At 71.9% G+C, this 19,528-nt stretch carries 15 protein-coding genes and 2 pseudogenes; 11 read left to right on the top strand and 6 right to left on the bottom strand.

Annotated features, from left to right (window positions below):
* Window positions 1-102 precede the first annotated feature (102 nt).
* The 3 genes from AB0G01_RS22745 to AB0G01_RS22735 all read right to left on the bottom strand — a co-directional run bounded on the left by AB0G01_RS22745 (window position 103) and on the right by AB0G01_RS22735 (window position 2,504).
* Window positions 103-960 (bottom strand): aminoglycoside phosphotransferase family protein, encoded by an 858-nt coding sequence (locus AB0G01_RS22745; RefSeq protein ID WP_360948593.1) that lies wholly within the window; start codon window positions 958-960, stop codon window positions 103-105.
* 746 nt (window positions 961-1,706) lie between these two features.
* Window positions 1,707-2,054, bottom strand: a complete 348-nt coding sequence (locus AB0G01_RS22740) for a hypothetical protein (protein ID WP_360948591.1) — start codon at window positions 2,052-2,054, stop codon at window positions 1,707-1,709.
* A gap of 117 nt (window positions 2,055-2,171) precedes the next feature.
* On the bottom strand, window positions 2,172-2,504 hold the full coding sequence (locus AB0G01_RS22735; protein ID WP_360948589.1) for a DUF4342 domain-containing protein: 333 nt from the start codon (window positions 2,502-2,504) through the stop codon (window positions 2,172-2,174).
* 243 nt (window positions 2,505-2,747) lie between these two features.
* Between AB0G01_RS22735 and AB0G01_RS22730 the strand changes: the two are divergent.
* Window positions 2,748-3,122, top strand: a pseudogene (locus AB0G01_RS22730) (phosphotransferase); the annotation flags it as partial.
* Window positions 3,123-3,327: 205 nt separating this feature from the next.
* On the opposite strand, the pseudogene AB0G01_RS22725 reads toward AB0G01_RS22730, so the two are convergent.
* Window positions 3,328-3,799 (bottom strand): annotated as a pseudogene (locus tag AB0G01_RS22725) (cytochrome P450); the annotation flags it as partial.
* A gap of 132 nt (window positions 3,800-3,931) precedes the next feature.
* Complete coding sequence (locus AB0G01_RS22720) at window positions 3,932-4,897, bottom strand: 2-dehydropantoate 2-reductase N-terminal domain-containing protein (RefSeq protein ID WP_360948587.1); 966 nt, start codon at window positions 4,895-4,897, stop codon at window positions 3,932-3,934.
* Between the two features lie 90 nt (window positions 4,898-4,987).
* On the opposite strand from AB0G01_RS22720, the gene AB0G01_RS22715 reads away from it, so the two are divergent.
* The 7 genes from AB0G01_RS22715 to AB0G01_RS22685 all read left to right on the top strand — a co-directional run bounded on the left by AB0G01_RS22715 (window position 4,988) and on the right by AB0G01_RS22685 (window position 13,344).
* Window positions 4,988-5,638, top strand: coding sequence for a TetR/AcrR family transcriptional regulator (locus AB0G01_RS22715; RefSeq protein ID WP_360948585.1), 651 nt, complete (start codon window positions 4,988-4,990; stop codon window positions 5,636-5,638).
* A gap of 267 nt (window positions 5,639-5,905) precedes the next feature.
* A complete protein-coding gene (locus tag AB0G01_RS22710; protein WP_360948583.1) occupies window positions 5,906-6,043 on the top strand; it encodes a hypothetical protein in 138 nt (45 codons plus the stop codon).
* A 142-nt stretch (window positions 6,044-6,185) separates the two neighbouring features.
* Window positions 6,186-6,938 carry an HlyD family efflux transporter periplasmic adaptor subunit gene (locus AB0G01_RS22705; RefSeq protein WP_360948581.1) on the top strand — a complete coding sequence of 251 codons (753 nt, stop codon included), beginning with the start codon at window positions 6,186-6,188 and terminating at the stop codon, window positions 6,936-6,938.
* Window positions 6,935-9,112 (top strand): cysteine peptidase family C39 domain-containing protein, encoded by a 2,178-nt coding sequence (locus tag AB0G01_RS22700; protein WP_360948579.1) that lies wholly within the window; start codon window positions 6,935-6,937, stop codon window positions 9,110-9,112. The genes AB0G01_RS22705 and AB0G01_RS22700 overlap by 4 nt, the downstream gene beginning before the upstream one ends.
* Entirely contained in the window at window positions 9,109-9,951 is an 843-nt protein-coding gene (locus tag AB0G01_RS22695; RefSeq protein ID WP_360948577.1) for a hypothetical protein, read from the top strand. The genes AB0G01_RS22700 and AB0G01_RS22695 overlap by 4 nt, the downstream gene beginning before the upstream one ends.
* The gene (locus AB0G01_RS22690; RefSeq protein ID WP_360948575.1) at window positions 9,948-11,963 is read left to right on the top strand and encodes an ATP-binding cassette domain-containing protein; all 2,016 of its coding nucleotides are present in this window, start codon (window positions 9,948-9,950) and stop codon (window positions 11,961-11,963) included. The genes AB0G01_RS22695 and AB0G01_RS22690 overlap by 4 nt, the downstream gene beginning before the upstream one ends.
* Window positions 11,964-12,243: 280 nt before the next feature.
* Window positions 12,244-13,344, top strand: a complete 1,101-nt coding sequence (locus AB0G01_RS22685) for a hypothetical protein (RefSeq protein WP_360948573.1) — start codon at window positions 12,244-12,246, stop codon at window positions 13,342-13,344.
* Here AB0G01_RS22685 and AB0G01_RS22680 read toward each other — a convergent pair.
* A complete protein-coding gene (locus AB0G01_RS22680) occupies window positions 13,306-14,445 on the bottom strand; it encodes a glycosyltransferase family 2 protein (protein WP_360948571.1) in 1,140 nt (379 codons plus the stop codon). The genes AB0G01_RS22685 and AB0G01_RS22680 overlap by 39 nt on opposite strands.
* 584 nt (window positions 14,446-15,029) lie before the next feature.
* Between AB0G01_RS22680 and AB0G01_RS22675 the strand changes: the two genes are divergently transcribed.
* From AB0G01_RS22675 to AB0G01_RS22665, 3 genes are all read left to right on the top strand, one after another.
* Complete coding sequence (locus tag AB0G01_RS22675) at window positions 15,030-16,553, top strand: RICIN domain-containing protein (RefSeq protein ID WP_360948569.1); 1,524 nt, start codon at window positions 15,030-15,032, stop codon at window positions 16,551-16,553.
* A 137-nt stretch (window positions 16,554-16,690) separates the two neighbouring features.
* The gene (locus AB0G01_RS22670) at window positions 16,691-18,220 is read left to right on the top strand and encodes an RICIN domain-containing protein (RefSeq protein WP_360948567.1); all 1,530 of its coding nucleotides are present in this window, start codon (window positions 16,691-16,693) and stop codon (window positions 18,218-18,220) included.
* A 1-nt stretch (window position 18,221) separates the two neighbouring features.
* Window positions 18,222-19,418 carry an RICIN domain-containing protein gene (locus tag AB0G01_RS22665; RefSeq protein WP_360948565.1) on the top strand — a complete coding sequence of 399 codons (1,197 nt, stop codon included), beginning with the start codon at window positions 18,222-18,224 and terminating at the stop codon, window positions 19,416-19,418.
* Window positions 19,419-19,528 lie beyond the last annotated feature (110 nt).

Genomic DNA, 19,528 nt, shown 5'->3' with positions numbered 1-19,528 from the left:
GTGACCCGGGAAACATGCTCTAGCCGCCTCGTACTGTGAAGCGCCGGCAGGCATGCGCATGCGTGCGCGGGTGCCTGGGCTGCGGCATGTGGGTGCGTTCTGTTACTCGGTGGTGAGACCCCCGAGTGGGGGCCACGGCGGGCCCTTGCGGAGCAGGGTCAGGATGTTTCGGCCGTGTCGATGGCCGTCGGGGAAGTCGTCGTGGATGTCCCAACGCCAGGCGGCGACCAGGGCGAGCACGAGCCGCCGGCATTGCGCGAGCAGGACGTGGTCGATGCCCGGGTAGTGCGCGGCGACCTCCTCGGGCACGTGGGCCAGGTCGAACTCGACGGGTCCTCGGCAGCATGTCTCGAAGTCGATGAACAGCGGGCCGTCGCGGGTGTTGAGGAGGTTGCCGGGATGCGGTTCGCCGTGCAGTAGCTGCTCGGCGGGACTGCGGCCGGAGATCTGTTCGCGGGCGCTGTGCAGCGTGCCGAGGAGGAGGTGCCGGTCGGTCCCGGTGAGCGCGGGGGTGGCGTCCCGGTTCGTGACCAGCCGTTCGGCCTCTGCAACCCGGTCCAGGAAGTGCGGAGCTGCGATCTCGACGCTGCGCATGCCGGAATGCAGGCGTCGGAGCGCGTCTGCGTACGCGCTTGGGAAGTCCGGGTCGGGAGCCACGGTGTCGTAGTGGGTCCACAGGGTCACGGCGAAGCCGTCGCGTTCGTGGACCCGTGGCTCGACCCGGGGCTCCAGCGTCGCGACGGGGCTCCGGGTCGCGGCGAGTCGCCCGGCAAGCTCGACCTCGAACGCGGCTACCTCCTGCCCTACCAGCGCTACTCGGGCGAAAACACCGCACGGCAACAGATGCAGGGAGAGCATGTTCGAATTCTGGATCACGACCACGTCGTCGACCCGCAGGTGCAGATCCCCGGCCAGTGCCATCGCCACGGTCATCGCACGCGAAACGATCTTCGCCTCCACACCGTGAATCCTCGCACGCGCCCACTCATCGGCATGAGCGGGCGTCCGTTGGCCCCCGGTCGGCGGGAGAAACCGATGGTGGACACGGGTACCCAGCGGCGGCTTGAGCGTGATGAGCCTGGCGGGCGTTCGGGTCATCGACACTGGCCCTACCGCTGGAGATACTGGGACATCTGTGCGCCGTGGTGGGTGCGCCGCAGGAGGACATCGTCGAGCTGGACCGTGTAGTGCGCCGGATCGTGTCTGGCCACCTGATTCCGGTACCGGACCGCGCGGGAACCGCTCATGACCAGCTCGCTGAGTTCATCTCGATCCGATGAGTGTCGTCCACGCGAGTTCCGCCCGCCGCACTGTGCGGCGGTAGTTGAGAACGTGGCTCCGGCAGACGGGCTCGGGTGCTGCTCGCGTTGAATACTCGGCAGGCGAGGTCGACGCGAAGGAGGTGATCGCGGCTCGGCTCGGGGTCTCGGGGTCTCGGGTGAGATGCTGCGGCTGGTCACCAGGCGGTTCGCCGAGACCGACGGCGACATTCACGCAACGACCTCGCGCAAGAAGCGCGATCTTCCGCCGGTGACGTCCGCGGTGACCGGTGAGTTCGAGGCCCGGCTGATCACCCTGGCGTGCTCGCAGCCACCGTCCTGGGGAGTGGGGTGTCGTCTTTTCGTGCCCACCCCCGTGGGCGTACGGCCAAGTTCGTCCCCTGTCCGTGCGGGCGGTGCGCGCTGCCCGCACGGACAGGGTCTGGCTCAGACGCCCGCGAACTCCTGAATGATCGAGTCCGCAGTACCGGGTGATACTGGCGTAGTCGGTGACGCTTCGCCGGTCGCGGAGGACGACCAACCGGAAAACCAGGTCAGCACCTTGCCGGGGAAGCGATCCGTGCCGGACCGTCCTCCTGTGCCACCGCGCCGGTCGTTCGGCTCCTCTGACCCCAGGACGCGCGCCATGTCCGAGCCCGCACGGCCGCGAAGTGCCAGCCGATGCCCCTGGCCTCGCCGGCAGCGTCGACGCTCGTGGCCGCCGAAGCCCTGCCCGAACCCGACGAGCGGATGGTCCAGCTCGAAGCGTTCAGGGCTGATTTCCTTGCTTCCCAAGGAGATACCGCCGTACTCGGGAACTCCACCAGAGCCATTCCGGGCACGCGCCGCAGAGCACTGCGATCGTGGTTGCATCGGCAAGTTGTCGAACGGCACGCGGTGGCGCACTGCCAACTACACCTGTTCGGTGTTGACCGTCGTCGCGGGCCGGTTACCGGGCTGTTGGCGGCTTTCGAGCTTGATTCCGCACCTGCCGACCAGCGCGACACCGGCACCGATCGTGGTGGCCACCGGAGCGGCCAGCGCCGCGACCACCCCGATGGCCACCGGCACCTCCAGCACCACGTCGTTCTTGCTGTCACGCACGACCACACGGCGGTTGATGCCCTCGTCGACCAACCCCCGAACGGCGTCAACCACGGCGTCGACGGCGGTACGGGAGGATTCGGGCTTGAATTCGCTCATGACTCTCCTCGAACTGCGGATGTCCCCTGACGCCTCCAGCATGTCCGCAGTCGGGCACCCTGCCATCAGGGATTCCCCTGATCCCCGCCTGATTCAGCCCTGAGGACACCGCTCACCACAACCGGCTGCATACCAGGGTGGATGCCATGACCTGGGCCAACGGGCCCTATCGGCGGCGTTTAGGCCGCTTGGCCGATGCCGGCGACGCTGCCACACGCCGGTCTTGTTCAAGCTCCGTAACCGGTACCTGCACCTCATTCCCAACCCGAAGCCGAGTTCCCCTCGATTTTCGGCGATCTGGTCCGCCGACTGCACTCCTTGCCGACACTCCTGCCCGCCGGTCTTCCCTCGTGGCGTCCCCTGACGTCGTTGGAACAAGCAGTCGCCGACGCCCCGCACGCCGTCCTGGCCGATGCCGACCGCTACTGGCTACTCGCCCGTATCCCCGCCTTGCGCGCCCAACTGGACGAGATCGACTGGCCGCTGGGACGTGGACTCGTCCATGGGGATGCCCAGGTCGACAATCTGTTGTGGAACCGCGTCAACTCCTCGGTGTTGCTGACCGGCTGGGACACCGCCGCGACCGGTCTCCGGGAGGTCGACCTCCCGCCGACCTGGCACGCCGCGCGACGTTACCGGGGAACACCGCAGACCGTCGCCCGGCTTGCAGCACGCCATCACCACGAACGCTGTTCCAGTGCCGAAGCTCCAGCAACTCGCGATCAGCGGGTATCTGTCCAAAGTGGACCACTTGATCATTGGGTCAGGTCCAAGTCCTCACACTGCGAAATGCCGGAATGGATGACGAGCTCTGCCGACACGGCGGCCAGGTCGCCCTTTGGCTTCTCGGTGTCCGCGACGATCCTCATGGCCCTGCCCTCCTTGGGGTGGGATGGCAGTCCGTCCGATAGCAGGTCACCGGAAGCTGGTACAGGCCATAGATGTTCGCGTCGTCCTTGACGGCAGCTCGTCGGCATTCACCGCCAGCTCCAGCGTGGGGACGCGGCCGAGCAGCGTGTCGGATACGATCTGTAGCTCCATCCGAGCCAAGTTCTGGCCCGGGTACTAGTGCGGTCCGAACGCGGACGCAATGTGGTGGTGTGCGCCGCGCTCGATGTCCTCGACGCACAGCCGGGCCGTCGCCACGTCGATGATCGTGAAGTACCGCAGCATCTCCTTGACCGCGTTGAGCGTGGTACCCGGGTCGTCCTTGATCATCGCGACCTGCTCCGGGTTGCGGAGGAACGCCACGGCGACGGTGAGATCATGTTCGTCGTCGTCTCGTGGCAGGCCATCAGCAGCAGGAAGTCCATGCCGGCCAGCGCCGTCCGCCGGAAGCCTCGTCCGGCCGCCGGGACGCCCGCCTCGTCCTCGACTGGCTGCGGGAGTTCAGATGCTGCCGGTCGGCGCTGGGATGCGGCGGACCAAGGAGCCGCGATGGACCACCGGGACCGACAACATCGGCGAATTCAGGCTCGACCCGTGCCCTCACGGGCGAAGTTCGGTTCTGCCGCTTCCAGTCGCGGCACCGAGATGCCCAACCGTCGTGCTTCGGCCAGGGTGTCCCGGCAGACCTCGCGCGGCTCCTCGGCGTCGGGGTCGGAGTGCGCCTCGAAATTCACGCGCAGCGGCGTGACATGAGCAGTCAGCCAGGCGAGCACGGGTGCCATCAGCCAGGTGGGTGCCCGGAACAGCAGCATACCGCCCCGGTGACGTCGCAGGTCGATGCCGCGCGCCTGGAGGATCGGCAGCAACTCGCGGCCAGTCAGCAGTGCCTCGCGGAAGGCGCTCGTCGACCCGGCCAGTTCGGACAGCGAACCCAGCTTCAAGCCCTGCGAGAACAGGCCGGCATCCGACACGAAGTGGACCCACAGCCAGCCACGGAAGTCGGGCTGCTCCTTGAGCCGGAACCCGGCCTCGCGAAACGCCTGGCGCACGGCCCGCTCCCGGTCGGTCGGGGGCCGGCCGAGGGTGCCGAAGACGACCGACGGCAGCAGCCCCGCGCGGAGCACGCCGTCCGCGCCGAAACCGCCACCGGCCTGGGGAAAGCCCCAGGCGATCCGGTCGACGGGAAGCGCGCCGATCGCGGTCGGCGGTTCGGTCCAGATGTTGCCGAACACCAGCACCGTGGCCTGGCCGACCCGCGAGGACAGGAAGGCCGTCGCCTCCGCGAGGCGGTGGTGCGGCACGCTGAGCACGATCAGGTCGAAGTCGTGGTCCGGCTCCAGCTCCTCGCGGTAGCGCACCGGCCACTGCTCGACGACGCGCTGCCCCCACACCCGGTGCCGCGTATCGATCAGGTCGAGGTCGATCGCTTCCCCGCACGTCGCCGCGCGGCCCGGCCGGACGTAGAACTCGACGTCGTGCCCCGCCTGGTGCAGGGCCCAGCCGTAGACGGTGGCGATCACGCCTCGGCCGAACATCAGGATCTTCACGCTGCACCTCAAGGGGTACGATCGATCTGGAGGCAATCTCCACTTTTCAACATATGGAGATCATCTCCACTTGTCAACGCGAGGTAGCGCATGACCACCGACAAGCCGCTGCGGGCCGACGCCCAGCGCAAGCGCGAAGCCCTGCTCGCCACGGCCCGGGAGGTCTTCGACGCCGGGAGCTTCTTCGACCTGCGCTTCGACGACTTCGCTCGCCTGGCAGGAGTGGGCACGGGCACGCTGTACCGCCATTTCCCCACCCGGGAGGCGCTGGCCGAGGCGGTCTACCACGGGGAAGTCGCCACGCTGTGCGACCGCGCCCGCCGACTACAGGCCACGCTGCCCGCAGCGGAGGCGTTGGCGGCCTTCCTGCGCGGCATGGTCGACCACATGGACGCCCACCAGGGCCTCGCCCGGACGTTGGCCACGCTCATGGCCGATCGGTCGAGTGCCCTCGCCGAAGGCAGTCGGGCGCTGGAGCAGGCTGTCACCGACCTGGTGGCCGCCGCCGTCCAGGAGGGTGCCGTTCGCGACGACGTGGACGCCGGTGCCGTCATGATGGCGCTGCACGGCATCGGCGCGGCCCATGACCGCCCCGATTGGCGGGCCGAGGCCGACGATGTCATCACCCTCGTGCTCGACGGGCTGCGCCACCCGCTGCATCACCGACCCGTCCGGCCGCCTTTCGGAAACGGCGGACACCGCGACGTCGCACCGGCGAACTCGCAAGGTGACTTGCGCTGAACCCCGCCTGCACGGTACCTATTGGACACCTGCGCTTAATCTCCTGTTCCGCGCCGCAACGCGTATCCGCCGAAATGCCGGGGAGCGTCCCGTCCGGCGGAACCGGCAGAAGGGGCGGAAGTTCTATTCCGCCTGGACTTCTGCGTGGTCGACCGCTCTACCGGGCCCGTACGTTTTCCCCGTGGCCGAAAGGCGACACCGCGAGGACGACAACCTCCGGATCCGCAATGGGCTTCGACCGAAGCGCGTCTGACCAGGAGAAGAACAATGGCGAACGACCAGATCAACCCGATTTCCGACGACGTCGAGATCACCGCTGTCGTCGAGCTCGACGACGCCGCCCTGGACACCGTTGCGGGCGGTTACTACGAGATGGGTGCCGGTCGCCGCATCCCCCGCGCGTAAGCAGACCGCCAGTCGGACTGTCGTGCCGGTGTCGCCGTAACAACCACACCGCACGATGACGGGCGCGCCGGGATCGTCTCCCGACGCGCCCGTTCGCGTTCTTCCACCGGGTCCGCGTTCCCGGTCGACCGAGGAGGAGTCGGTGAGGTTCCGGAAACGCGCCCTCGAATCGCTGGCGTCGCCGGAGCAGTTGGACGAGGTCGCGCACCTCGCCCCGGTGCCCGCCTGGCTGACCGCGCTGGCCCTGACCGCGGTGGTGGTCGCCGCAGGTGCCTGGTCGGTCTTCGGCACGGTGCCGAAGACCGTTTCCGCGCCCGGTGTGCTCACCCGCGCCGCTGGTGTGTCCACTGTGGATGCCACGCGCGCGGGCCTGGTGACCGCCGTCCGGGCCCGTTCCGGCGAACGGGTGGAGCGGGGCCAGGCGCTCTACGAACTGACCGACGCCGACGGCGGCACGCTCACCATCGGCTCGCCCTGGACCGCGTACGTGGTCGGCACGCTGGTCTCGCCCGGCCAGTGGGTGGCGACCGGGACCGGTGTCGTGAACCTCGAACGGCTCGACACGCCTGACCACCGGGTGCGCGCCGTGGTCTACATCGCGGCTGCGGCGGCGCGGTCGGTGCGCGTCGGGATGCCGGTCGAGCTGACCGGCGCGCCCGGCCCCGCCGCTGGCGTGGTGCGCGAGGTCGGCTCGTTCCCGGAGACCGCCGACTCGCTGCGCGCCTTCCTCGGCCGGACCCGCGACGTCACGCCCTTCCTCGCCGCCGGCCCGGTCGTGGCGGTCACCGTCGACCCGTCCGGTGACCGCGCCCGGGACCGGTGGGACTCGCAGGGCGTCGTCACGGCCCGCATCACGCTCGCCGACGAACACCCGGTCGACTGGCTGCTCACGTGACCGCCGTCGCCGAGCGCCCCACCCGCCGCCGGGTCCGCACGCCCACGCTGGTCCAGATGGAGGCGACCGAGTGCGGCGCGGCGTCGCTCGGCATCGTGCTGTCCCACTACGGCAGGCACGTCCCGCTGGAGGAACTGCGCCGGGACTGCGGGGTCGGGCGGGACGGCTCCACCGCGTCCGGCGTGGTGAAGGCCGCGCGGCGGCACGGGCTGACCGCCAAGGGCAAGCAGTGCGGGATCGCCGGCCTCGGCGAACTGCGGCTGCCCGCGATCCTCCACTGGCGGTTCGAGCACTTCCTGGTGCTGGAGGGGATGGGCCGCCGCCGGGTCCGGGTGAACGACCCGGCGCTGGGGCCCCGGGCCGTCCGCTGGGACGAGTTCGAGCGCTCCTTCACCGGCATCGCGCTCGACCTGGGCCCCGGACCCGCGTTCCGGCGCGAGGGCCGGCGGTTCAGCCTGCTCGCGGCGGTGGCCCGGCGGTGGCGCGGCCTCGGCTCGGTGGTTCCGCTGACCGTGCTGCTCGGGTTGCTCGTGGCGGTGGTGGGGATCGGGCTCCCGGTGCTGTCGCGGGTGTTCGTGGACCGGGTGCTGCTCGGCGGGGACACCGGCGTGGCGACCGGTCTGGTGTCGGCGCTGGCGATCGCGACCGCGATCACGTTCGTCGCGGCGCTCGTGCAGCGGCTCCTGCTGGTCCGCGCGGAAACCGCCGTCGCGCTCAGCGGGGCCGCCCGGTTCTTCCGGCACCTGCTGCGGCTGCCGCAGGCGTTCTTCGACCAGCGGCCTGCCGCCGACATCGCGCACCGGGTCGAGACCAACGACGCGGTGGCGGAGGTGTTCACCCGCCGGCTCGCCGCGACCGCCGTCGACCTCGCCCTGGTGCTGGCCTACGGCGTCCTGCTCTGCTGGTACGACCCGGTGCTCGGGCTGTGCGCGACGGCGGGCTCCGGGCTCAACGTCGTGGTGCTGCGGTGGCTGTCCGGGATGCGCACGTCCGCCGTCGCCGGTGTCCAGGCGGAACGGGCCCGCTGGTACTCCACCGTCGTCTCGACGATCGCGATGATCGAGACGACGAAGGCGAACGGGCAGGAGGACCTGGCCTTCCGGCGGTTCGCCGCCCGCCAGGCCGCGGTGAGCGGGGGCCGGCAGCGGGCCGGGGTCCCGGCCGCCGTGCTCGGCGTGGTCCCGACGCTGGTGATGGCGGTGACCACCGCCGTGCTGCTGGCCGTCGGCAGCGGGCTGGTCGTGGCGGGCACCCTGACCGTGGGCCTGCTGGTCGCGGTGCAGAGCCTGGTCACGGCGATGAACCGGCCGATCGACGACCTGGGCGAGGTCAGCGCCCGGGTGGCGGAAGTCGGCGTCGACGTCCGGCGGCTGCTGGACGTCGAGCACTACCCGGTGCCCCCGCCCCCGCCGGACCCCGTCACGGACGTGCCGCTGGAGGGCCGGGTGGTGGTCGAGTCGGTCACCTTCGGCTACACCCCCTCGGCCGGGCCGCTGCTGACCGACTTCTCGCTCGACCTGCGACCCGGCGCGCGGGTGGCGCTCGTCGGCGGTTCCGGCAGCGGGAAGTCCACGGTGGGCAGGCTGGTCGCCGGTCTCCACCGGCCGTGGCGCGGGCGCGTCACGATCGACGGGTACGACCTCGACGACCTGGACCCGGACCTGCGGGCGGCGACCACGGCGGTGGTCGACCCGGACGGGACCCTGTTCCAGGGCTCCGTGCGCGACAACGTGACGTTGTGGGACCCCACCATCGGCGACGACGAGGTCCTCGCCGCGCTGGCCGACGCGCAGCTCCTGCACGAGGTGACCCGCCGGCCCGGCGGCCTGGCCGCCCCGGTGGGCCAGGGCGGCCGGAACTTCTCCGGCGGGCAGCGCCAACGCCTGGTCATCGCCCGCGCCCTGGCCCGCCGGCCCCGGCTGCTGGTGCTCGACGAGGCCACCAGCGCCCTGGACACCGCGACGGAGGCGCTCATCGACGCCGACATCCGGCGACGCGGGGCGACCTGCCTGATCATCGCCCACCGGCTGGCCACCGTCCGCGACTGCGACCTGATCGTCGTGCTGGCGCACGGCCGGGAGGTCGAACGCGGCACCCACGACGAACTGCTCGCCCGCGACGGTGCCTACGCCGACCTCGTCCGGCACCACCAGACCCAGGAGGTGACGTCGTGAGCCACGCCCCGGCGCACTGGGACTTCCTCACCGCCTCGGCGTCGGTGGCCTCCGCGCGACCGCGCCGGATCGACGGGTGGCGGCTCGCCCACCTCGTCGAAGGCGGCCCGGTCGACGTCTTCGCGGTGCGGGAGCTGCCCGGCGGCGGACGGTCCCGCCGCCTGTTCGTGGCGCGCTGCCCGGCGTTCAGCGCCGTGCCGCCCGCGTCGACCGGCGAGTGGGAGCTGTGGGCCGTGCCGCTGCCCGGGGCCCGGCTGCGGGAACTCCACGACCCGGCGTTCCCGGGATGGGCCGCCGCGCTCGGCGCGGCGCTGGACCGGGCCTTGCAGGCGATGTCCGACCGGACCCGACCGACGCCCCCGCCGCGCGACAGCGAGCCGCTGCGGCCGGGCACGCTCGCCTCCGGCCGGTGCGCGCGGTGCGCCCGACGCCCGCTCTGGCTGCGGGCCGGCGGCGGGTTCCGGGTCAACGGCGGCGACGCGGTCACCGCCGGGCGGGACGCCGTCCTGCTCGCGGTGGGGGACTGGCTCCGCGCCGAGGACGACTGCGTCCTCGACCTCCGCACCACGGAGGAGGTCTTGCGCGCCGGCGGGCTCACCGAGGTCGTCGGCGGCCACCTGACCCGCCTGGCCCGTGCCGCCGTGGACCAGGCGGGAGCGGACGACGAACGCCTCCTCGCCGCGCTCGCCGAACGCCGGCGCGCCCACCGGTCCGCGATCGCCGCGACCGCCCACCGCGCCCTGGGCGAACTGGGCCTGGGCTCCCGCACCGGCCCGGTGGACCAGACCGGCGGCGAGCCCCGCGACGTGCTGCGCGCGGTGACCGGGTGGCGGCGGTGAGCGCGCCGCCGGCGGACCCCTCGGAGGTGCTGCGGGCGCACGCGCGGCAGTCCGGGGTACGCCTGCGCCGGACCCGGCTGGACCGGGGCTGGTGGCGGCGTGACGTCGGACCGCTGATCGGCCGGCGTGCCGACCGGACGGGCGATCCCGTCGTGGTGCCGCTGGTGTTCGCGCGTGGCCGCTACCACGTGGTCGACCCCCTGACCGGGGCGCGCACGCCGGTGGACGCGGCCGGCGCGACCGCGTTCACCGACAGCGCCGCCGTCCCGCACCTGCCGCTGCCCGCGCGCGCCCGCCTGCGGGACCTGCTGCGCCGGGGGTTCACCGGCAACGGCCGCGACCTGCGCGGGATGCTGGTGGCCGGTGCGCTCGTCGCGGTCCTCCACCTGGCGACCCCGCTGATCATCGGTCAGGTCCTCGGCGGGCTCGTCCGGGGCGACCTGCGCGGGATGGCCTGGGACGTCGTCCTCTACCTGGCGACCGCGGTGGCGGCGGCGCTGCTGGAGGTCGTGCTGAACCTGCGGGCGCTGCGGTTCGAGGACCGGTTCGAGGCGAACCTCCACCTGGCGCTGTGGGACCGGCTGCTCCGGCTGCCCACCGGGTTCTTCCGGGGGACGACCAGCGGTGCGCTGGCGAACCGGGTCCTCGGCGTCGCCCACGCGCGGCAGGCCCTGGACGGGGTGGCCGCGAGAGCACTGCTCGCGTCGTGCACCGCCTGCGCCGGGGTCGGGCTGCTGCTCGTCGTGGAGTCCGGGCTCACCCAGGTCGGGGTCGGGCTGGTCGTCGGCACGGCGCTGGTGAGCGCCGCGCTCGGCGCGGCGGTCGTGCGCCGGCAGCGGGCCGCGCTGCCCGCCGAGCACCGCGCCGCCTCGGTCACCGACGAGGTGCTGGCCGGCGTCACGACGATCAAGACCGCCGCCGCCGAACCCCGGGCGTTCCACCGGTGGGCGGAGGCCGCGGTGGCGGCGCGGGTCGGGGTGCAGGGCGTGCGGCGGGTCCAGGCGGGGTTGGCGGCGCTGGTCACGACGTTGCCGATCAGCGCCCAACTGGTGCTGCTGGCGGTGCTGTCGGGTCCGCTGAGCGGGCAGGTGCCGGTCGACCGGTTCTTCACCGCCAACGCGGGGCTGGCGCTGCTGGTGCAGGCGACGGTCGCGCTGTGCGCGGCCGGGGTCGACGTCGCCGCCGCGCTGCCCCGCCTCGAAGAGGTCTCCGACGTGCTCGCCGCGTCGCCGGAGAGCGAGCCGGGGGCGCGACAGGTGGAACTCGCCGGCGAGATCGAGGTCCGCGACGTGACGTTCCGCTACCCGGGCTCGGCCGCGCCCGTGCTCGACGACGTCTCCCTCCACGTCCGACCCGGCGAGTTCGTCGCCCTCGTCGGACCGAGCGGGTCGGGCAAGTCGACCCTGCTGCGGCTGCTGCTGGGGTTCGAACGGCCCGAAACGGGGGCGGTGCGCTACGACGGGCAGGACCTGGCGGGGCTCGACGTGGGGGCCGTGCGCCGCCAGTGCGGCGTCGTCCTCCAGGACGGGCGGCTGTTCGGCGGCACCCTGCGCGAGAACGTCTGCGGCACCGACCCGTTGCCGATCGAGGCGGTGTGGGAGGCGGTCCGGCTGGCGGGGCTGGAGGAAGACGTCCGCCGGCTGCCGATGGGGCTCCACACCGTGGTGCCGTCCGGCGGCGGCACGTTGTCGGTCGGGCAGCGCCAGCGGGTGCTGATCGCCCGCGCGCTCGCGACGAAGCCCCGGGTGCTGTTCTTCGACGAGGCCACCAGCGCGCTGGACAACCGCACCCAGGAGGTCGTGACCGCCGGCACCCGCCGGTCGGCCGCCACCCGCGTGGTCGTCGCGCACCGGCTGTCGACCGTGCGGGACGCGGACCGGATCTTCGTCCTGGACCGGGGCCGGGTCGTGCAGGCCGGCACGTTCGCCGAGCTGTTCGCCGACACCGGCGGCCTGTTCCACCGGCTGGCCGCGCGGCAGGTGGTCGGGCACCCGGCCGTCGGGTCGGTGTGACGGTGCCCGGCAAGGGAGTCCGCGAATCGGGGCGGACCGCTGGTGGGCGTCCTTCGTCGGCCTGGTGGGTATCCGACGAAGGTTCCACCGATGGTGGGGCGCTGGTCTGTCCGGACGCGGTGTCCAGGGCGTGCGTGCCCGGCGGGTGTCGCGGATTCGCTCGGGCGGTGTGCGCTCGTGCCCCGGATGGCGCACGTGGGTGGCGGTGGGTGAGCGGCGTGGAGGGTGGAGCGGTTCTTCGCCGGCCGACGGCGTGGTCCGGGGTCGATACGGTGCGGAAGTGCAGTCCTTCGACGTTGTTCCGGTAGGTCCGGCGGGAGCGGGCAAGACGAGTCTGCTGGCCGCGATGAAGCAGGGGTTGGAGGAGTGGGAGCCGGAGCCGGTGTCGCCGGGGCTCAGGCCGGACCCGGTGACCGCTTCGGTGCTCGCCGAGGCGTGGCGGTCGATGCGGGCGGCGGAGCCCGGTGCCCCGGTGGGTGCCCACCACCGGGCTCTGGTGAACCTGTGGTTCGAGGCGGCGGCGGACGACGGGCAGCCGTTGTTCGAGACGCGGTGGGTCGACTACGACGGTGCGGCCGTCACCGATGCCCGGCACGCGGCGGGGCGGGCGCTGGCGGCCCGGGTCCGGGGGGCCGCCGCGCTGGTGTGCGTGGTGGACGGCGAGTTGGTCGCGAAGCTGCTCGACGGGGACCGGGACGGGTTCGAGCGGGCCATGGCCGGGGTGTGGAAGCTGCTCGACGGCCAGGGCGGGGTCGTCCGGTTCGTGGTGACCAAGTGGGACCTGCTGGAGGATCGGGCCTCGCTGTCCGAAGTGCGTGACGCACTGCTGGGGCAGGCGGGGTTCGTGTCGGTTCTCCGGCGGTCGTCGGTGCGGCCGGACGGGCCGGGGCCGGTCGCCTTGATCCCGGTCAGCGTGGTCGGGGAGGACGCGGGGCGGCAGGCGTTGGTGCCGTTGTTGTCGGTGCTGCCCCCTGTGCTGCGCACGGCCTCCGGTCGTGCCGAGCGGGCGGCGGGCGGCGGCGGATCACTGGTCGCCGGTGTGGGGGCGAACTGGTTGTCGCAGGCGGTGACGGCGGTGGCGGTGCAGCAGGTCCTGCAACGCGTGGTGGACGCCGTGCCCGGCGATCGTGCGGTCCGCCGCTACGCGGGGCACGCGGCGGTCGGGGTGTCGATGCTGGTCGAGGCGGCGGTCAGGACGTGGTGCGACCGCCGGGCGCGGCCCGGCGAGAGCCACGGCGGGCCGGCCCAGGGCAAGCTGCTGGCGCGCGCGGCCGAGGCGTACGAGTGGCACCTGCGCGACTTCCGCCTCCGGTTCCCGGCCTCGGACCTGACCGGTGCGGTGTCACCCGCGTCGGGGCTGTGGCGGCGTCTGGTCGGGTGAGCGCCGCAGCCACCGCCCGCCGACGCCCGCCAGCACGGTCGCGGCGAGGCCCGTCGCCAGCACGGCCTTGCGGCGTCGGGTCACCGGGGTCAGCGCCGGTTTGCGGCCGTGCCGGCCGGTCCAGGTCGTGAGGCGGCGGCCCAGCACCCATTCGCGGAACAGCCACCAGGAGGTCAGCGGACCGGTGAGGGATTGCAGGACGAGCCAACTGGGCAGGCACCGCAGCGTGGTGCGCCACCCGAGCTGACGCGCCGCGACGGTCACCGACGCGGCGGCGACGAGCACCCACAGCGGGCTCCACCAGCTACGCAGCCCGCGCAGCAGTCCGCGCCGGGCGAGGTAGGGCAGCAGGGTGCAGGTGGCCAGGCCGCCCACGAGCGAGTCGAGGACCTGGGAGGCGATCACGATGCACGCGCCGGAGTCCATCATCGGTGCCCGGTGCTTGATCATGGTCTGGGCGAACCCGGCCGTCCAGCGGTGCATCTGGGACAGCAGCTCGCGCAGCGAGGTGGGTTCCTGGGTGTAGACGACCGCCTCGGGGGTGAACCCGACGCGGTGGCCGAGGCGGTGCAGGGTCCAGGTGAGGTTGAAGTCCTCGGTGATGTTGTCGTCGGGGAAGCCGCCCACCTCGCGCAGCACGTCGGTGCGGTGGCAGTTCGCCATCCCGCTGAGCACCAGTTGCCGGTCGAACACGTCCTGCAACGGTCGTGTCCAGCCGTTGGCGATCGCGTGGTACAGCGTGCGGTAGCGGCTGTAAGGCGTAGCGGTGTCGCCGGGCAGCGCCGACGGGCAGGTCCCCGCGTAGCCACGGCGCAGGGTGGCCATCATCAACTCGACCGCGCGGGTGGACAGGGTGGCGTCGGCGTCGAGCGCGACCACGGCGTCGCTGGTGATCCGGGGCAAGGCCATGTTCTGCGCCGACGCCTTCGACCCGCCCTTGCCCTCGATCACGACCACCCCCAAGCCGCGGGCTATGTCGGCGGTGCGGTCGGAGCAGTTGTCCGCGACCACGATGATCTGGTCAATCGGGTAGCTCTGCGCGCGGCAGGACCGGATGGTGCCCGCGATCGACGCTTCCTCGTTGTGCGCCGGTATCACCATCGACACACTGGTCGGAAATTCCGACCACCTGCCTCGCGCGGAGTGGTTCGGATCCGGCGTCTCTTCGTTTCCGACCGATTTCGGACGCGTTCGTCCCGACCTCATTCGAGGATGCTCCCAATCCGATTCGGACCAAGGCCGATACGGTCAACAGGACCGCGCCGATGCCGGTGCCGGCCAGCAAGGACATAACCCTCCCCATGTCGGGTCCCACTACACAGCATCGTCGTGCGAGGCGCAGGCCCGACATGCCTCAATCAGGTGTTGAGCGGTGGCGGTGGTGCTGTCGCTGACGGTGAAGGCGACAGGGCGTGCCGGTGCCGGTGCACACCGCAGGGCGGAGCGGAATCACCGACATGGCCGAGTGCCGCGGTATTGACAGACATCGCGCGGATGCGCGGAAGTCGTTGTCGATGCCCTGCACGGGTGGTTCTCCGCCGCCGAGTCACCGACGGCCGGAGAGCACACCATCGGGTTGGAAGGAAGGTTTCGCTGTTCCATTTCGGGACCGGAATTGTGATCATCGGTCGGAGGTCCGCACTCGCGAGACGACTCGACGTCCAGGGATGAGGAGGCGCTACACCATGCCCACCACCACACCGTTCTCGCCGGCCGGAATCGAGCTCACGACGAACCCGGACTCGCCGGCGAGCCATCGGGAACCGGCGCAGGTCCGGTTGCCCGGGAGCGGGGTGATCCCCCAGATCGACGTCTACTTCCTCGTCGACAGCACGGGCAGCATGGGCGGCATCATCAACGCCGTCCGCGCTCGCGTCGAGGACATCCTCAACCGGCTCGTGAGCGAGGCGGGCACGGTGGGGGCCGACGTCCGGTTCGGTGTCGGCAACTACCGGGACATGGGCTTCCCGGTCGCCCAACGCTTCCACCACCAGGTCTCGCTGACCTCCGACCCGACGGCGGCGGCCGTCGGCATCCGCGCCTGGGACCTCGCCGGCGGTGCCACCACCCCCGAGGGGCAGTTCTTCGCCCTGGACCACCTCGCCCAGCCGCCGGGCGGGTCGATCGGCTGGCGCGCCGACGCCAAGCGGATCATCCTGTGGATCGGCGACGCGCCCGGCCACGACCCGATCTGCCCGGCCGTGTCGGGCCTGACCTACGACATCACCGAGACGTCGGTGACCGTCAAGCTCCAGGCGCAGGGCATCGTCGCGCTGGTGATCAGCACCCCGTCCGGGTCGAGCGGACCCGGTCTGGACGTCGACCCGAAGCCGTTGTCCGACGGCACGCCCTACCGGGGCAACTGCACCATCGGCGGGGCCGCGGGCCAGGGCAGTCGGATCGCCGCCGCGACCGGGGGCACCTACGCCGAGGGCATCACGCCGGTCACGGTCGTCGACACCATCATCACCCTCGGCACCACGGGCATCAGCACGATCGGCACCGTCCGCCTGGTGCCGGACAAGGTGATCGCGCCGTTCGTGCAGATCCAGCCCGCCGGCTACGGCCCCTTCCCCGGGACGGCACCACAGGTCCTGGACTTCGACCTGGAGTTCCCCGCCGCCGACCCCGGCACGGCCGGCACGGTCACCCGGCCGCAGGCGGTGCACGGCGCGGTCGACGTGGTCGTGGACGGCGTGACCACCGGGTCGATCCCGGTGCAGGTCACCGTGCCCGACCTGGCCGGCCGCTACAAGATCCGCTGCACCCTGAGCAACCTGTACCTCCAGCTCGACGACCCGAACTGGAACGGGGACGGCGCGAACGTCGACCAGAACACCGACACCGGCCTGGACGCGCAGCGCTGGGACCTGGTTCCGGTCAGCGGTGGCGGGTACCACGTCAAGAACTGCGACCCGGCCCGCGACCGGTACATGGAGGTGGTGGGCATGTCGATGAGCAACGGTGCCGAGATCCTCACCCGGGACGACCCCGGCGGCCCGCACAAAGAGTGGCTGTTCGTCCCCGCCGGGGTCTCCGCCGGCGGCAACCCGGTGTTCCGAATCCAGAACCTGCACTCCGGCCTGGTCCTCGACGTCCGGAACCAGAGCCTCGACCCCGACGCCCGGGTGAGCCAGCAGGGCTACTGGGGCGACTACCCGGCCTACCAGGAGAACCACAACCAGCACTGGGTCCTGGAGCGCGTCTGACGGCACGGTCGCGCGCCGAGCACCTACCCCGATCCGACGCGGACACCTGCCGGAACCGCCGACAGGGCCGCACCGACACCGCTGGTGGCAGGGACCGCGCCCGCGGGCCGGTCCGACCGCACGATCAGGAGACCTCCATGCCCAGCACCACCCCGCTCGTCCCGGCCGGCGTCGACGTCGCCACGAACCCCGACTCGCCCGGCAGCCACCGCGAGCAGGTGCGGGTCCACCTGCCCGGGAGCGGGGTGATCCCCAAGATCGACGTCTACTTCCTGGCCGACAACACCGGCAGCATGGGCGGCATCATCACCGCGGTGAGCGCCCGGGTCGAGGACATCGTCAACCGGTTGGTGGTAGCCGCGAGCGGGGTGGGTGCGGACGTCCACTTCGGCGTCGGCAACTACCTGGACATGGAGGACCCCCAGCCCGACCGCTTCCGCAACCAGGTGCCGCTGGGGCCGACCCCCGGCGCGGTCGCGGCCGGCATCCGCAACTGGTCCGCCTCAGGCGGCGGCAGCACCGCCGCCGAAGGCCAGTTCTACGCCCTCGACCAACTCGCGCAACCACCGGGCGGGTCGATCGGCTGGCGCACCGACGCCAAGCGGATCGTCGTCTGGATCGGCGACGCACCCGGCCACGACCCGATCTGCCAGGCCGTGTCCGGCCTGACCTACGACGTCACCGAGCTGTCGGTCACGGCCAAGCTCCAGGCGCAGGGTATCTTCGTGCTCACCATCAGCACCGCCTCGGGAGGCGCGAACACCGGTCTCAACGCCGACCCGGTGCCGGTGTCCGGGGGCACCGTGTACCAGAGCCTGTGCGGCGTCCTGGGCGGCATGGCGGGGCAGGGCTCGCGGATCGCCGCCGCGACCGGCGGCGAGTACCGGGACGGCATCACGCCCGCCACGGTGGTGCAGACGATCATCGACCTCGGCACCGCCGGCATCACGACCCTGGGCAACGTCGGTCTCGTCCCCGACCGGGCCGTCGCCCCGTTCGTGCGCGTCCACCCCGCCGGGGGCTTCGGCCCCTTCACCGGAGCCCACCCGGCCACCCTGGACTTCGAGCTGGAGTTCCCCGCCGCGACCACGCCCCCGGGCACAGCGGTGACCCGGGAGATGGCGGTGCAGGGCGAGGTCGACGTGACCGTCGACGGCGTGCAGACCGGCTCCACCACGGTGAAGGTCGTCGTGCCGGACCTGACGGGCAAGTACAAGATCCAGAGCACCCTGAGCGACCTGTACCTGCAACTCGACGACCCGGACTGGACCGGGGACGGCGCGAACGTCGACCAGAACGACTACACCGGCCTGGAGGCCCAGCACTGGGAACTGGTCCCCGTCGCCGGCGGCGGCTACCGCGTCAAGAACTGCGACCCGGCCAGGGACCGCTACCTGGAAGTGGTCGGCATGTCCCACGCCGACGGTGCCGAGATCCTCACCCGGGACGATCCCGGCGGCCCGCACAAAGAATGGCTCTTCCTGCCCGTCGGGGCCGCCGCCACCGGCGCGGTGTTCCGCATCCAGAACCTGCACACCGGCAAGGTCCTCGACATCCAGGGCGGCAGCACCCAGCGCGACGCCCCGGTGTTCCAGCACTTCTACTGGGGCGACCACCCCTCCTACCAGGAGAACCACAACCAGCACTGGCGGCTGGAGCGCATCTGAGATGACACCACCGCACGACACCCCGCTCAGGCTGGTCAACACCGCCAGCGGCAAGGACCTCACCGCCGACGGCCGGCACGTCCGCCAGCACTGGCCGGGAGTCGACGACCCGGCGCAGCACTGGCGGCTGACCCCCGTCCCCGCCGCACGGCACACCGTCGTCGTGCACAACGTCGCCACCGGCACGGTGCTGTCCGTGGTCGGCGGTGCCGACCACAACGGCGCGGCGGTCGTACTGGACGACCCGCGCGCAGCGCAGCGGCACCAGCAGTGGCGGCTGGTGCCGCTGCGGTCGGGCGAACACGCCCTGGCCAACGTCGGCAGCGGCAAGTACCTGGACCTGTGGGACGCCGACACCGGCCACGAACCCCGGCTCGCCCAGCACGACTTCTGGCACGGCCCCCAGCAGCGCTGGTCCCTGCGGCCCGCCCCGCACCGCGCCCACACCAGGGCGGTGCTCACCCTCATCCGCGACGAACCGGACTTCTTCCCCCGCTGGCTGGACTACTACTCCAAATTCTTCGCACCACAGGACATCCACGTCCTGCACCACCAACCACCACCCGACCTCGAACCCGACGACCGGTTCGTGCGCACGGCCATCCACCACGACGAGTTCAGCAGCGACTGGCACCGCGACGTCGTGCAGCAGCACCAGCACGACCTGGTCGACCGCTACGACGTCGTGCTCAGCACCGACGTCGACGAGATCGTCGCCCCCGACCCGCGCTCCGGTCACCTGGGCGACTACATCGACCGGTTCGACCAGGACTTCGTCAACTGCACCGGCTACGAAGTCCTGCACCTGCACGACCGCGAACCCCCGCTCGACCCCGTGCGCGGCGTCCTGGCCCAGCGCTCCACCTGGTTCTCCAACCCCCTGTACTCCAAACCCCTGCTCGCCCGGGTGCCGATGACCTGGCTGGGCGGCTTCCACGAACGCACCGACCAGGCGACCAACCACGACCCGCACCTGTACCTGATCCACCTGCACCGCATGGACTACGACACCTGCCACCGCCGCCACCGGACGCGCACCACCCACCGGACCGCGCAGGACGACCTGGACAACTACCGCGGCTACCAGAACCGCATCGTCGACCCCGAGCAGTTCCGCCACTGGTTCTACAACGACCGCGTCAACGGTGACCCCATCCACCCCGAACCCGTCCCCGAACACTGGCGCACACTCGTCTGAGGGGTCGCGCACGGGCCGGCCGCGCCCGCGTCCCGGCCAACGCCCGACCGTCCACCCAGGCACGGCCCGCCGGTGGGGAACGCGGCCTCTTCGGCGGTGACCTCGATGGC

This window comes from Actinosynnema sp. NPDC023587 (assembly GCF_040640215.1).
GTDB lineage: Bacteria > Actinomycetota > Actinomycetes > Mycobacteriales > Pseudonocardiaceae > Actinosynnema.
Note: the sequence above shows the minus strand (reverse complement) of the source record. Positions and strands in the feature narration are given on the sequence as shown.

Bases quoted from the DNA above. Each gene is read 5' to 3' on its own strand.
- AB0G01_RS22735 (WP_360948589.1), bottom strand. From the start codon at position 2,504: ATGCTGGAGGCGTCAGGGGACATCCGCAGTTCGAGGAGAGTCATGAGC.
- AB0G01_RS22715 (WP_360948585.1), top strand. From the start codon at position 4,988: ATGACCACCGACAAGCCGCTGCGGGCCGACGCCCAGCGCAAGCGCGAA.
- AB0G01_RS22710 (WP_360948583.1), top strand. From the start codon at position 5,906: ATGGCGAACGACCAGATCAACCCGATTTCCGACGACGTCGAGATCACC.
- AB0G01_RS22680 (WP_360948571.1), bottom strand. From the start codon at position 14,445: ATGGTGATACCGGCGCACAACGAGGAAGCGTCGATCGCGGGCACCATC.
- AB0G01_RS22675 (WP_360948569.1), top strand. From the start codon at position 15,030: ATGCCCACCACCACACCGTTCTCGCCGGCCGGAATCGAGCTCACGACG.
- AB0G01_RS22670 (WP_360948567.1), top strand. From the start codon at position 16,691: ATGCCCAGCACCACCCCGCTCGTCCCGGCCGGCGTCGACGTCGCCACG.
- AB0G01_RS22665 (WP_360948565.1), top strand. From the start codon at position 18,222: ATGACACCACCGCACGACACCCCGCTCAGGCTGGTCAACACCGCCAGC.